The 13,013-nt window shown below is 70.2% G+C and carries 13 protein-coding genes; 8 read left to right on the top strand and 5 right to left on the bottom strand.

The annotated features are described in order from the left end of the window. Positions 1–94: 94 nt before the first annotated feature. The 4 genes from ABZT93_RS20995 to phoU form a co-directional block, all read right to left on the bottom strand. Positions 95–622 carry a DUF6584 family protein gene (locus ABZT93_RS20995; RefSeq protein ID WP_356106434.1) on the bottom strand — a complete coding sequence of 176 codons (528 nt, stop codon included), beginning with the start codon at positions 620–622 and terminating at the stop codon, positions 95–97. Between the two features lie 128 nt (positions 623–750). After that, positions 751–1,602 carry an MBL fold metallo-hydrolase gene (locus tag ABZT93_RS20990; RefSeq protein WP_356106432.1) on the bottom strand — a complete coding sequence of 284 codons (852 nt, stop codon included), beginning with the start codon at positions 1,600–1,602 and terminating at the stop codon, positions 751–753. Between the two features lie 146 nt (positions 1,603–1,748). Then, entirely contained in the window at positions 1,749–1,997 is a 249-nt protein-coding gene (locus ABZT93_RS20985; RefSeq protein WP_356106430.1) for an SCO4226 family nickel-binding protein, read from the bottom strand. Positions 1,998–2,453: 456 nt separating this feature from the next. Further along, positions 2,454–3,143: a phosphate signaling complex protein PhoU gene (gene phoU, locus ABZT93_RS20980; protein WP_356106428.1), complete on the bottom strand. Its 690-nt coding sequence runs from the start codon at positions 3,141–3,143 to the stop codon at positions 2,454–2,456. Positions 3,144–3,367: 224 nt separating this feature from the next. Between phoU and ABZT93_RS20975 the strand changes: the two genes are divergently transcribed. Both ABZT93_RS20975 and ABZT93_RS20970 read left to right on the top strand, forming a co-directional pair. Continuing rightward, entirely contained in the window at positions 3,368–4,624 is a 1,257-nt protein-coding gene (locus ABZT93_RS20975) for an ATP-binding protein (protein ID WP_355744322.1), read from the top strand. Then, positions 4,621–5,301, top strand: a complete 681-nt coding sequence (locus ABZT93_RS20970) for a response regulator transcription factor (protein ID WP_007382946.1) — start codon at positions 4,621–4,623, stop codon at positions 5,299–5,301. The genes ABZT93_RS20975 and ABZT93_RS20970 overlap by 4 nt, the downstream gene beginning before the upstream one ends. 81 nt (positions 5,302–5,382) lie before the next feature. Here the strand turns inward: ABZT93_RS20970 and ABZT93_RS20965 are convergent, their stop codons facing one another. Continuing rightward, positions 5,383–6,045: a DUF461 domain-containing protein gene (locus tag ABZT93_RS20965; RefSeq protein WP_356106426.1), complete on the bottom strand. Its 663-nt coding sequence runs from the start codon at positions 6,043–6,045 to the stop codon at positions 5,383–5,385. Between the two features lie 589 nt (positions 6,046–6,634). Here ABZT93_RS20965 and ABZT93_RS20960 point away from each other — a divergent pair. The 6 genes from ABZT93_RS20960 (at position 6,635) to ABZT93_RS20935 (ending at position 13,004) form a co-directional block, all read left to right on the top strand. Beyond that, a complete protein-coding gene (locus ABZT93_RS20960; RefSeq protein ID WP_003953493.1) occupies positions 6,635–7,117 on the top strand; it encodes a CarD family transcriptional regulator in 483 nt (160 codons plus the stop codon). Positions 7,118–7,476: 359 nt separating this feature from the next. Then, on the top strand, positions 7,477–8,241 hold the full coding sequence (gene ispD / locus ABZT93_RS20955; RefSeq protein ID WP_356106424.1) for a 2-C-methyl-D-erythritol 4-phosphate cytidylyltransferase: 765 nt from the start codon (positions 7,477–7,479) through the stop codon (positions 8,239–8,241). After that, entirely contained in the window at positions 8,231–8,722 is a 492-nt protein-coding gene (ispF, locus tag ABZT93_RS20950) for a 2-C-methyl-D-erythritol 2,4-cyclodiphosphate synthase (protein WP_356106422.1), read from the top strand. Before ispD ends, ispF begins: the two co-directional genes overlap by 11 nt. A gap of 72 nt (positions 8,723–8,794) precedes the next feature. Then, a complete protein-coding gene (gene cysS / locus ABZT93_RS20945) occupies positions 8,795–10,195 on the top strand; it encodes a cysteine--tRNA ligase (RefSeq protein WP_356106420.1) in 1,401 nt (466 codons plus the stop codon). A 91-nt stretch (positions 10,196–10,286) separates the two neighbouring features. After that, positions 10,287–11,228, top strand: a complete 942-nt coding sequence (gene rlmB / locus ABZT93_RS20940) for a 23S rRNA (guanosine(2251)-2'-O)-methyltransferase RlmB (protein ID WP_356106418.1) — start codon at positions 10,287–10,289, stop codon at positions 11,226–11,228. Between the two features lie 117 nt (positions 11,229–11,345). Further along, positions 11,346–13,004, top strand: a complete 1,659-nt coding sequence (locus ABZT93_RS20935; protein ID WP_356106416.1) for a DoxX family membrane protein — start codon at positions 11,346–11,348, stop codon at positions 13,002–13,004. The last annotated feature ends 9 nt before the right edge of the window (positions 13,005–13,013 follow it).

Genomic DNA, 13,013 nt, shown 5'->3' with positions numbered 1-13,013 from the left:
TCCTCGCCGCGTAGCTGCGTGACTGACGGGCCGAAACCGCGGGACCAATTCACTCGTCGCCGGGTGTCCCGTTCACCGGCCCTCGTGGCCTGGGTCAGTCGAAGAGGGCAACGACCCCAGTCACCCAGATCGCGAGGAACGCAAGGACGCCCACCAGGCAGCCGCCGCCCGCCAGCACGCCGACGACCGTCCACGGCTGGGAGGGCACCTCGTACTTCTCGTCCAGGCCGTTCCGGTAGGAGGCGGGGTCGGCCCAGTCAACGGGGTGCCCCAGCTCCTCGGCGCAGGCGGTCCGCACTGCGATCAGCTGTCCCTCCGCGAAGGCCGTGGCAGCCATGGCCTCGGGGCCGCGCCAGGCGAGGGCCTTCATCCGCCACCCGGGAGACCCGTACCGCGGCTCGAAGGCGGCGGTCTCGTCGGCGTTGCGGTCCTCTTCGAGGTACATCCAGCGGCCGGCCTCGGCGGCGTCGCCGAAGAGCCGGTACACCTCGGCCAGACGCCGACGGAGCGTCAGGTCGTACGGGAAGGACGAGACGAGACCGCGCAGACGCTGGCGCGCGACGGGAACCCGGCCGGCGGCCAGGTCTGCATCGACTCGGGTAAGGGTCTCTCTCAAGGGCATGAACAAATGATCGGGTGGCGCACTGATCCACGTCGACCTGGTTTGTCGCTCAGCACTCGCTCCGGACAGCTCAGGGGTAGTCCTCTGGTCAGGCCGTCACACCGTCGCGGCACTCGCGCGGGCCGCAGTCACGTTCCCGACGGGCGGGGTTGTTCCGGTGGTACCGAGCTCTCGGCGACCGCCATCCACTGGTCCAGGTCGGCCTGGGTGAACTCTGCCCACGGCGGGGCTCCGGGGAGTTGGCGGAGGAGGTCGTAGGCCTCGGAGATCTGGGTTCCGCGGAGGACCGGGCAGTGGCAGCCGGCGATGACCTCGGCGTTCAGATGCTGGAAGTCGGTGACGACCGCTCCGAACTTTCGGGCGTCCAGCAGGGCGACCCAGGGGGAGACCAGCCGTCCGCCGAAGAACTGGCCGTCGCGGAATTCGTCCGGGGACAGCGCCGCCGTTTCGGGCACCGGGGTCGGCACGTTCGTGGCGAAGGTGTCAACGGCCCACAGGACGTCGGTCTTCGCGTCGAACAGGGCGCGGGTTGTGGGGTTGTCGTACAGGGGCGGTCGCTTGGCGACCAGGGTGCGATCGCCCGCGTCGATCGTGTCGCCGTCGGTCATGAAGCGGCACCGGTTGACGGGGGTCTCCCACTCCTCGGCCATGCGGCCGATGGAGAACCATGTCGTCAGCAGAGTCGCGTTCGGGCATTCCGCGAGGACTGCCAGGAGGTTGCCGGCGTGGTCGCGGTCGTCGTGGGTGAGGAAGATCCACCGTACGTCCAGTGGGTCCACGACCGACCAGGCTGCCTCCAGCCACTGGGCGCGCACTGCGGGCGCCCCGGTGTCCACGAGGACGGGTTCGGTTCCCCGGATCACCATCGAGTTCATCGGGAAGTGGCCCATCGGCGGGGCCTCAAGGGCCCACGGGATGACGAACGTCTCCTCAGCGATCTTGTACGGCTGCAGAAGGTCGAAACTCTCCATGGTTGTCATCGCTGATCTCCCTGGAACGGAGTCGCGTGGGGCCATCGTCGAACGCAGAACGTTCACGACTGCCCTGGTGTGCTGACGGAGACTCTGTTCGCCGGATCCAGTTCCACGAGACGGGCGCGGACGTCAGGCCGCGCCCCCAGACGCGGTCAGACCGACAGCGGCACCGCGTGGATCTCGTCCGCCTTGTGTCCCGTGCGTTCGTGGATCCGCTGGACCGCCTCCGGTGACGGTGCCTCCGAGAGGCAGTACACGAGGCCGGACTCGGGGTCCGCCCAGGCGCGCTCGAAGTGCACGCCCTCTTCGTTCTCTATCGCGAGGTCGGCCTGGTGGGCCTCCATCAGCTGGTCGGCCGTGATGCCGTGCATCCCACGGTGTACGTCCATGAACCGCGCCATGGCCTGCACCTTCCTGCCATCCCCGAGCCGAACGGTCTCTCCTGCGCCCCGCCCCTGCCTCCCATGCTCCCCCTCCCCACCCGCCCGGGCGACCCGGAACGACAAGGGGCCCCGGGATCACCCGGGGCCCCTCACCGTCGTACGAGATCAACCGCACTGGCACGGACTGCCCGACTGGCACCCGCACCCGCATCCCGAGCCGCAGCCGCACGCGCCGATGACCGTCAGGGTCCTGATCGCTGCGGGCTGCTCGGTCGGGCGTTCCTGCGTGGGGTCGGGCTGGGGAGTGCTGGGGGATTCGGCCATGGGTCCCTCCTCGAGGCGAGAGCCAGTACGTGCCGACTGCCGGACCGACTGTCGGATCAGGCCCTGTGCCCATTGCATGCCCGCCCCCACGGGCGCATCAACGGCGCACAGAGGCTCGCGCACACCCCGAAAAGACCCGAAAGCGCCGGTTCAGGCGCCCTCGACCCCCGTCACGGGCTGGATGTCCTGCTGGAGGTCGTCCGCGTGCTCACCCGTCACCAGGTAGACCACCCGCTTGGCCACCGACACCGCGTGGTCGGCGAAGCGCTCGTAGTAGCGGCCGAGCAGCGTCACGTCGACCGCCGTCTCGATGCCGTGCTTCCACTTGTCGTCCAGCAGGTGCTGGAAGAGCGTGCGGTGCAGCAGGTCCATCGCGTCGTCGTCCTGCTCCAGCTGGAGCGCCAGGTCGACGTCCTTGGTGATGATGACCTCCGCCGCCTTGGCCATCAGGCGCTGCGCGAGCTGGCCCATCTCCAGGATCGTCGCGTGCAGGTCGTGCGGGATGGCCTTCTCGGGGAAACGCAGCCGGGCCAGCTTCGCCACGTGCTGTGCCAGGTCGCCGGAACGCTCCAGGTCGGCCGACATGCGCAGGGAGGTGACGACGATACGCAGGTCCGTCGCCACCGGCTGCTGGCGGGCGAGCAGTGCTATGGCCCTGGCCTCCAGGTCGTGCTGGAGGTCGTCGACCTTCTGGTCGGCCTCGATCACGCTTTCGGCCAGCTTCAGGTCGGAGTCGAGGATGGCCGTCGTGGCGCGTCCGATCGCCGAGCCGACCAGCCGGGCCATCTCCACCAGACCGTCGCCGATCGAATCAAGTTCCTCGTGGTACGCGTCCCGCATGTTCGGTTCCCTCTCGTACGTCATTCCTGTGGGTGCCAGGGGCCAAAACCGGCCGTGAAACCGGTGCTGCGTACCCCACGCTCCCACGTTCGGCCCCCTACGCGTCCGTTTCCGCCCTCCCAAATGAACCAACACCGGCTCCAAGGTGAACTCTGGGCGACGAGTGTTCGAGCTCGCACTCGGACGGCTGTGGCCACGACCGATCCCATGCCTAACCTGGTGGCATGGACGTGAACGCGGCGGTCGCCGCAGCGGCAGCGATCGCCGGTGTGCTCACCGGTGTCATCGCCATGCTGGCGTTCCGCTGGAGCGAGCGGGAGCAGAAACGCCCCACCCGCACCTCCCTGCACACGGACCCGGTGCTTCCGCCGGGCGTGGACACCGTCCTGTCCGTGCTCCGCTCCTCGGCCGTGGTCCTCGACGAGGCCGACGCCGTGGTCAAGGCCAGCTCCGCCGCATACGCCCTCGGGCTGGTCCGCGGCGGCAAGCTCTCCGTGGAGCCCATGCTCCAGATGGCCCGGGACACCAGGCGGGACGGGGAGATACGCCAGGTCGAGCTGGACCTGCCGAGGCGGGGGACCGGACGTGGCGAGGCCCTCGCGGTCTCGGCGCGGGTCGCGCCCCTCGGCTCCCGGCTGGTGCTGCTCCTGGTGGAGGACCTCACCGAGGCCCGGCGGATCGAAGCGGTACGACGCGACTTCGTCGCGAACGTCAGCCATGAGCTCAAGACCCCGGTCGGCGCGCTCTCCCTCCTGTCCGAGGCCGTCATGGACGCCTCGGAGGACCCGGAGGCCGTGGAACGCTTCGCCGGCCGTATGCAGATCGAGGCCACCCGCCTGACCAGCCTGGTCCAGGAGCTCATCGACCTCTCCCGGGTGCAGAACGACGACCCGCTGGAGGACGCCGAGCCGGTCCGCGTGGACGAGCTGGTCGCCGAGGCCATCGACCGCTGCCGGCACCAGGCCGGCACCAAACAGATCACCATGGCCGCCGCCGGCGCGGCCGACCTGCGCGTCTGGGGCAACCGCGGCCAGCTCGCCGCCGCCCTCGGCAACCTCGTCGAGAACGCGGTCAACTACTCGCCCGCCCGCACCCGCGTCGGCATAGCCGCCCGCCGGGTGTCCGTGCCGGGCGGCGACCTCGTCGAGGTCGCCGTCACCGACCAGGGCATAGGCATCTCCGACAAGGACAAGGAGCGCATCTTCGAGCGCTTCTACCGCGTCGACCCGGCCCGCTCCCGCCAGACCGGCGGCACGGGCCTCGGTCTCGCGATCGTCAAGCACGTGGCCGCCTCGCACGGCGGGGAGGTCACGGTGTGGAGCTCGGAGGGACAGGGCTCCACGTTCACCCTCAGACTGCCGGAGGCGGGCGCGGCCCGCGACCGCGCGCTCCAGCACCCCGACCTCGACGACGAGGACGGGCATTCCACCCCCGAGTCGGCTTCTTACGACCCGCTTCCCGCCCCGGAGGTCCTTCCGTGACCAGAGTGCTCGTCGTCGAGGACGAGGAGTCCTTCTCCGACGCCCTTTCCTACATGCTCCGCAAGGAGGGCTTCGAGGTCGCCATCGCGGCCACCGGCCCCGACGGACTCGACGAGTTCGAGCGCAACGGCGCCGACCTCGTCCTCCTCGACCTGATGCTGCCGGGCCTGCCCGGCACGGAGGTCTGCCGCCAGCTGCGCGGCCGCTCCAACGTCCCCGTCATCATGGTGACCGCCAAGGACAGCGAGATCGACAAGGTCGTCGGCCTGGAGATAGGAGCCGATGACTATGTCACCAAGCCGTTCTCCTCACGCGAGCTGGTCGCCCGGATCCGCGCCGTCCTGCGCCGCCGCGGCGAGCCCGAGGAGGTCACCCCGGCCGCGCTGGAGGCCGGTCCGGTCCGTATGGACGTGGACCGCCACGTGGTCACGGTCTCCGGCTCCAAGGTCGACCTGCCCCTCAAGGAGTTCGACCTGCTGGAGATGCTGCTGCGCAACGCCGGCCGCGTCCTGACCCGCATGCAGCTCATCGACCGTGTCTGGGGCGCCGACTACGTCGGCGACACCAAGACCCTCGACGTCCACGTCAAGCGGCTGCGCGCCAAGATCGAGCCGGACCCGGGCGCGCCGCGGTACCTGGTGACGGTGCGCGGTCTCGGCTACAAGTTCGAGCCGTAGACAACAGCTGCCGTACGCAGAAGGGCGGGACCTCCTCGGAGGTCCCGCCCTTCGTCTCGTACGAGGGTCTCGTACGGCTGCTCAGTGGCTCGCGGCCGACTCGGTGGCCGTCGCGCTCGCGGACGCCGCGTCGGTCGGCGTGGCCGAGCCGCCCGGGGTGGCCGAACCGGTCGGGGTCGCGGAGCCGGTCGGCTTCGGCGAGGTCTGCGGCGCCGACGGGACGGCGCTCGGGCCCCACTGGGTGTAGTAGCTGTCGGCCGGGACCACGAAGGCGCGCACGCTCACGTCACCGGTCGTGCTGAAGGTGAAGGTGACCTTCTGGGCGTTGCCGTTCTTGACGCCCGGGCCGATCTCGCTCACGGCGGCCGCGGCGTTGTCCTTGCCGCCGAGGATGATGGAGCCGTGGGCCGGGACGGTCACCTTGCCCTTGCCCTTGGCGGGCGTGATCTGGGCGCTGCCGCCGCCGTCGACGCTCACGGAGTCCAGCGTCTGGGGCTTGTCACCGTTGTTGAAGACGGTCGCGGAGACCACGGCCGGGCCCTTGGTCTCGCCGGAGGCCTGGGTGGACGGCTGGGTGATCACCACGACGTTCTGGAGCTTGATGACGCCCACGCGGGTCTCCGCGTTGTCCGGCTTGACCTCCAGGGTCTGGGCGTCGCTGCCGGCCGCGCACGCGGAGAGCGCGGCGAACGAGAACGCGATGGCGGAGGCGGCGAGGGCGCCGCGTCGAAGGCTGCTGCTCACGGGGGCGGCAACTCCTTGACTTGAGCGGGGCGGCCCGGAAAGCCGCGCTAAGTGTCTGTCAGCGGCCTCAGGTTACCGAGCCGTTCCCGCGAGGCCGCACCCGACCCTCCCCAAGGGGCGTGTCACTCGGTTCACAAGTGACCCGTGAGTCACTTGTACCCGGCACTCCGGCGCTCGTCCGGCATTCACATAAGAGTCTTCGGCATCCAGTAGCAAAACTTCCGTGAAGGAATGCGCGATCGCCCCCGGAATTGATCACCACCTGATCAGCCGACCGCGTGTGATCAATTTCGGATTCGGCGGGGAAGTGACTCCGGACACCGAACGGAGTAGCGGAACTCGCACACCTGGAACCGGACATTTGTGGACGTTCGCCCGCTCGGAGGGTCCTCCGGATGCGTGTAACGTACGCGTTTCACCTCGACCGGAGAGCCGCTCCGACCTGCGAATTCCTTCTTCCGCTCGGCCTGCGCAGCACGTTCCTGTTGCTGTTGTCAAGCCCCGAGATATGCCCTGACCTGCGAAAACGCCATTCAGAACCCGCAGTTTCCGTGTTACCCTGGATAGCCACGGAAGGGGTACCTGTCACATGACGTTCAAGGTTGGCGACACCGTGGTCTATCCCCATCACGGGGCCGCGCTGATCGAGGCTATCGAAACTCGCCAGATCAAAGGCGTGGACAAGACCTACTTGGTGCTGAAGGTCGCCCAGGGTGACCTGACGGTACGTGTGCCAGCGGACAATGCGGAGTTCGTCGGCGTGCGTGATGTGGTCGGTCAGGACGGGCTGGACCGGGTCTTCGAGGTGCTGCGCGCGCCGTACGCCGAGGAGCCCACTAACTGGTCCCGTCGTTACAAGGCAAACCTGGAGAAGCTCGCCTCCGGCGATGTCATCAAGGTCGCGGAAGTCGTGCGTGACCTGTGGCGTCGTGAGCGCGAGCGTGGACTCTCCGCAGGTGAGAAGCGCATGCTCGCCAAGGCTCGGCAGATCCTGGTGAGTGAGCTCGCCCTCGCGGAGAACACGAACGAGGACAAGGCCGAGGCGCTGCTCGACGAGGTTCTCGCGTCCTGAGCGTTCCTGTGCAGGCACCTTGCCCGCCCAGCTCAGCACACACTGAATCTGAAATGCCGCACTGAAATGCCGCGGTGCCCGATGACGCAACAGCTGTCGCCGGGCGCTGCGGCATGTCTGTCTCCGCAACCGGACGTTCTGTGGAACCGGAGATTCTGTTGCCGGACCTTTGACGCCCGAAGTGCCCTGCGCCTGTTTCCCGTGCGTGTTCCTCTCGGAGAAAGATCCCCCGATACTTGGCGTGCCGGGCCCGGGCAGCAAGCTCGACCGGTGTCACGGAAGGGTCCGGTCAAGGCGTCGCGCCCGGCACGCTGTCTCCGTACCCACGTTGGCCGAGCACACAAACCTGACAGGAACCGATGTCTGACGTTTCGCGTCCTTCGCCCGCCGAAGCACGGGCGGGGGCCCGCACCGCGGTGGTGATTCCGGCCGCCGGAAGGGGCGTACGCCTCGGTCCGGGCGCCCCGAAAGCGCTACGCGCGCTGAACGGCACCCCCATGCTGATCCACGCGGTCCGCGCGATGGCCGCGTCCCGTGCCGTCTCCCTGGTCGTCGTCGTGGCCCCGCCCGACGGCGCCGGCGAGGTCAAGTCCCTCCTCGACGCCCACGCCCTGCCCGAGCGGACGGACTTCCTCGTCGTCCCCGGCGGCGACTCCCGGCAGGAGTCGGTCGGGCTCGGCCTGGAAGCCCTGCCCGCCGACTTCGACATCGTCCTGGTCCACGACGCGGCCCGCCCGCTCGTCCCGGTCGACACCGTCGACGCCGTCATCGAGGCCGTACGCGAGGGCGCGCCCGCCGTCGTCCCCGCGCTGCCCCTCGCGGACACGGTGAAAGAGGTCGAGCCGGCGACCGCTCCCGGTACGCCGGAGCCGGTGGTGGCGACCCCGGTCCGCGCGCGCCTGCGTGCCGTACAGACCCCGCAGGGCTTCGACCGGGCGACCCTGATCCGCGCCCACGAGACGGTCACCGAGGACGTCACCGACGACGCGAGCATGGTCGAGCAACTCGGGCTCACCGTCATGGTCGTGCCCGGTCACGAGGAGGCCTTCAAGGTGACCCGCCCGCTGGACCTGGTCCTCGCGGAGGCGGTCCTGGCCCGCAGGAGGCTCAACGATGGCTTCTGAGTCCGTGCTGCCCCAGGTCGGCATCGGCACCGACATCCACGCCTTCGAGGAGGGCCGCGACCTGTGGTGCGCGGGCCTGAAGTGGGAGGGCGAGGGCACCGGCCTGGCCGGCCACTCCGACGCGGACGTCGTCGCCCACGCCGCCTGCAACGCCCTCTTCTCCGCGGCCGGCCTCGGAGACCTCGGTCAGCACTTCGGCACCGGCCGCCCCGAGTGGTCGGGTGCGTCCGGCGTCACCTTGTTGACGGAGGCGGCCCGGATCGTGCGCGAGGCGGGCTTCCGGATCGGCAACATCGCCGTACAGGTGGTCGGTCCGCGCCCGAAGATCGGCAAGCGCAGGGACGAGGCGCAGAAGATCCTGTCGGAGGCGGCGGGAGCCCCGGTGTCGGTGTCGGGGGCCACCACGGACGGCCTCGGCTTCCCGGGACGCGGCGAGGGACTGATGGCGGTGGCGACGGCTCTGGTCGTAAGAGAAGGGTGACGATCGGCCGTAAGGGAAGGGTGACAAAAGGACTGCTCCACGCACCCCCTTCGGCCCACTACCCTAGGTCCCGTGACTATTCGCCTGTACGACACCAGCGCCCGGCAGATCCGTGACTTCGCCCCGCTCACGCCGGGCTGCGTCTCGATCTACCTCTGTGGCGCCACCGTGCAGGCGGCCCCGCACATCGGCCACATCCGCTCCGGCCTGAACTTCGACATCATGCGCCGCTGGTTCGAGTACCGCGGCTACGACGTCACCTTCGTCCGCAACGTCACCGACATCGACGACAAGATCATCGCGAAGGCGGCCGAGCAGAAGCGCCCCTGGTGGTCGATCGGGTACGAGAACGAGCGCGCGTTCAACGACGGCTACACCGCCCTCGGCTGCCTCCCGCCCACATACGAGCCGCGTGCCACCGGGCACGTGACCGAGATGGTCGAGATGATGCAGGGCCTCATCGAGCGCGGCCACGCCTACGAGTCGGACGGCAACGTCTACTTCGACGTGCGCTCCTTCCCGGGCTACCTGGAACTGTCGCGGCAGGAGCTGGACAACCTGCTCCAGCCGTCCGGCGACGGCGAGACCGGCAAGCGGGACCCGCGTGACTTCGCCATGTGGAAGTCCGCCAAGCCGGGCGAGCCGACCTGGTCGACGCCCTGGGGCCCCGGCCGTCCCGGCTGGCACCTGGAGTGCTCGGCGATGGCCCACAAGTACCTGGGCACCGCCTTCGACATCCACGGCGGCGGCCTCGACCTGATCTTCCCGCACCACGAGAACGAGATCGCCCAGGCCAAGGCCTACGGCGACGACTTCGCGCGCTACTGGGTGCACAACGCCTGGGTCACCATGGCCGGCGACAAGATGTCCAAGTCGCTGGGCAACTCGGTGCTCGTCTCCGAGATGGTCAGGCAGTGGCGGCCCATCGTGCTGCGCTACTACCTCGGCACCCCGCACTACCGCTCGATGATCGAGTACAGCGAGGACGCCCTGCGCGAGGCCGAGTCGGCGTTCGCGCGGATCGAGGGCTTCGTGCAGCGCGTCACCGAACTGACCGGGAAGACCGTGGAGCCCGCCGCCGAGGTCCCGCCCGCCTTCGCCGAGGCCATGGACGACGACCTGGGCGTCCCGCAGGCGCTCGCCGTCGTGCACACCACCGTCCGGCAGGGCAACAGCGCCCTCGCGGCCGACGACAAGGACGCCGCGGTGGCCCGCCTCGCCGAGGTGCGCGCCATGCTCGGCGTCCTCGGCCTCGACCCGCTCGACCCGCACTGGGCCGGCGACGAGAGCCGCGGCGAGGACCTGCACGGCGTGGTCGACAGCCTCGTACGCCTGGTCCTCGACCAGCGGGAGGCGGCCCGTGCCCGTAAGGACTGGGCCACCGCGGACGCCATCCGCGACCAGCTCGGCCAGTCGGGACTGACCATCGAGGACGGTCCGCAGGGGCCGCGCTGGTCGCTGGGTTCCCGCTAGCCCCTTTTCTTGATCGATTGTGCCGCCCGGCCCTCCGGGCGGCACACTGCATAGACGCACGCATGTTTCACTGACGCAGAACAGGTAGGTCATGGCAGCCAACAACCGCCGCATGTCCGGCAAGAAGGGCGCGCAGGTCGGCAGTGGCGGCCAGCGGCGCAAGGGTCTGGAGGGCAAGGGCCCGACCCCGCCCGCCGAGGCGCGCAAGGGACACAAGAAGAACCGAATCGTCAACGCCAAGGCGAAGCAGGCGGTACGCCGCCCCGCCCCGCGCGGCCGCGGCGGCAAGGGCACCTCGGAGATGGTCGTCGGCCGTAACCCCGTCGTCGAGGCGCTGCGCGAGGGCGTGCCCGCGGTGACGCTCTACGTCCAGCAGTTCATCGACAACGACGAGCGGGTCCGCGAGGCGCTCCAGCTCGTCGCCGACCGGGGCGGCGTCCACCTCATGGAGGCCCCCCGCCCCGAGCTCGACCGGATGACCAACGGGCTCAACCACCAGGGCCTGGTCCTCCAGGTCCCGCCGTACGAGTACGCCCACGCCGAGGACCTCGCGAGCGCCGCCTACGACGAGGGTCAGGACCCCCTGATCGTCGCCCTCGACGGTGTGACCGACCCGCGCAACCTCGGTGCCGCCGTCCGCTCCGTCTCCGCCTTCGGCGGCCACGGCGTCCTCGTGCCCGAGCGGCGCGCGGCCGGCATGACCGCCGGCGCGTGGAAGTCGTCCGCCGGTACGGCCGCCCGCACCCCCGTCGCCCGCTGCACCAACCTGACGCGCGCCCTGGAGGCGTACAAGAAGGCCGGCATCGCGGTCGTCGGCCTCGCCGCCGACGGCGAGCACGAGGTCGGTGACCTGGAAGCCCTCGGCGGCCCCGTCGTCATCGTCGTCGGCAGCGAGGGCAAGGGCCTGTCCCGCCTGGTCGGCGAGACCTGCGACTACCGGGTGCGGATCCCGATGCCGGGTGGCGCCGAGTCGCTGAACGCCGGTGTGGCGGCGGGGATCGTGCTGTACGAGGCGGCTCGCCGAAGGGCCTGAACGACTGTTCGGCCGGTCCCCCACATGGGGTGTTCCTGGCGTACGGGGCAACTTTGACGGGGTCCGGACAGATCCGGCGAGTCAAAGCAGTGTCCTAACCACACGTCACTCGGTTAGATGAGTGTGGACACCAGAACACCCCGCACACCCACGGGGGGCGGCTCGTCGGGATTCGATACCGGGCTCGATGACGCTCCCGCGCTGAGCATGGTGAAGGTGCCGAGCGATCCGGCGCAGATCATCGTCAACCACGCCAGCTTCCGCGTCCAGCTGGGCGCGTCGGCGCGGCACACCGCCCAATCCCAGCGCATCACACGGCACTTGAGCGCCGCCGAGGAAACCGCGCGCATCGCGGCCGTCGGCGCCACGGCGGTCAGAGCCGGCGCCGCCCCCGCCGCGGGGCGCCGCCGGCCCGTCGTGTGGAGCGGCAAGTCCGACCCCGACGACACCGGCGCCCACCGCCTGCTGCAGGCCGTGCGGGGCGGCAGCGTCGGCCATACCGAGCGGCCCGCCGTCGACGCCGGAGCCACCCAGGTCATCCCCCGCATCGACGTCGACCACGGCTACCGGGCCGACTACGACGACGAGTTGGCCCAGACCACTCAGACCCCGGTCATCGGCGCCCAGCGCACACCCGGCGGCGACGGCGCCCGACTCCTGCCCCACATGCGCACAGTCGGCAGCGCGTACGACGAACCCGCCCACGAGGGCGAGCACTTCGACGACGGCTTCGACGAAACCCGCGCCGACCGCGCTGCCAGGCGACAGAACGACGAGGCCGCCCGGCACGCCTACTACCCGGGCCGCCGCATGAACCTCGGCGTCGTCCTCCTCCCGCTCCGGATTTTTCTCGGCTTCATCACCATCTACGCCGGCATGGGCAAGCTCTGCGACCCCGTCTACTTCGACGGCGGCAAGCGCGGCTCCATGGTCAAGTGGCTCAACACCCTGCACCCCTGGGAAGTGGCCGAACCCCTACGCCAGTTCGCCCTCCAGCACCCCGTCGGCGCCGGCCTCGTCATCGCCTTCTTCCAGGTCATCGTGGGCGTCCTCACGATCCTGGGCTGCTGGCAGCGCGTCGCCGCGGTCGTCGGCGCCGGCCTCTCCGCCGCGCTCCTCGTCACCGTCAGCTGGAAGAGCGTCCCCGTCTACGACACCCCCGACATCATCTACCTGGCCGCCTGGTCCCCGCTGATCATCGCCGGCGCCCCCGTCTACTCCATCGACGGACGCCTCGCGGGCGGCGCCTGGCGCCGCCTCGGACCCCACTCCGACATCTGGGAACTGCGCAGCTACGTCCTGCGCCGCGGTGCCCTCGTCACGGCCATCGTCACCGGCCTCACCCTCCTGATCGGCTCCGTCCTCGGCGGTGCCGTCCGGGACGCCGACCGGGTGATCGTCCCCGGCCCCGGAGAGGCCCCGCGCAACGAACTGCCCGGCTCCCCGCTCCCGCAGGACTCCGCCAAGGCCCACAAGAAGAAGCCGTCGGCGTCCACCGCGCCCAGCCACAGCGCCACGAGCGGCCCCTCCACCGACCCGTCCGCGGCCCCGGGCGCCACCCATGACACCGGCGCCACCATCGGCGGCTCGCCCAGTCAGACCCAGGGCACCACGGGCCAGACCTCGCCCCGACAGTCCTCCCCGGCCCAGCAGGCCCCCAGCACCACCTCCGGCCCCACCGGGGGCACCAGCACCTCCGGTGGTTCAACAGGCGGCTCCGGCACGGGGGGCTCCTCCTCGGGCGAACCCGGCCTGGTGGGTGGCCTGTTGGGGTAGGCGGGCCGG

It is taken from the genome of Streptomyces sp. NPDC005303, assembly GCF_040607335.1.
In the GTDB taxonomy this organism is placed as follows: Bacteria; Actinomycetota; Actinomycetes; order Streptomycetales; family Streptomycetaceae; genus Streptomyces.
The sequence above is the reverse complement of the archived record's forward strand: the minus strand, read 5'-3'. Positions and strand labels throughout refer to the sequence as shown.

Excerpts from the sequence above, each read along its gene's own strand:
- ABZT93_RS20995 (WP_356106434.1), bottom strand. The coding sequence starts at position 622 with ATGCCCTTGAGAGAGACCCTTACCCGAGTCGATGCAGACCTGGCCGCC.
- ABZT93_RS20990 (WP_356106432.1), bottom strand. The coding sequence starts at position 1,602 with ATGACAACCATGGAGAGTTTCGACCTTCTGCAGCCGTACAAGATCGCT.
- ABZT93_RS20985 (WP_356106430.1), bottom strand. The coding sequence starts at position 1,997 with ATGGCGCGGTTCATGGACGTACACCGTGGGATGCACGGCATCACGGCC.
- phoU (WP_356106428.1), bottom strand. The coding sequence starts at position 3,143 with ATGCGGGACGCGTACCACGAGGAACTTGATTCGATCGGCGACGGTCTG.
- ABZT93_RS20975 (WP_355744322.1), top strand. The coding sequence starts at position 3,368 with ATGGACGTGAACGCGGCGGTCGCCGCAGCGGCAGCGATCGCCGGTGTG.
- ABZT93_RS20960 (WP_003953493.1), top strand. The coding sequence starts at position 6,635 with ATGACGTTCAAGGTTGGCGACACCGTGGTCTATCCCCATCACGGGGCC.
- ispD (WP_356106424.1), top strand. The coding sequence starts at position 7,477 with ATGTCTGACGTTTCGCGTCCTTCGCCCGCCGAAGCACGGGCGGGGGCC.
- ispF (WP_356106422.1), top strand. The coding sequence starts at position 8,231 with ATGGCTTCTGAGTCCGTGCTGCCCCAGGTCGGCATCGGCACCGACATC.
- rlmB (WP_356106418.1), top strand. The coding sequence starts at position 10,287 with ATGGCAGCCAACAACCGCCGCATGTCCGGCAAGAAGGGCGCGCAGGTC.
- ABZT93_RS20935 (WP_356106416.1), top strand. The coding sequence starts at position 11,346 with ATGAGTGTGGACACCAGAACACCCCGCACACCCACGGGGGGCGGCTCG.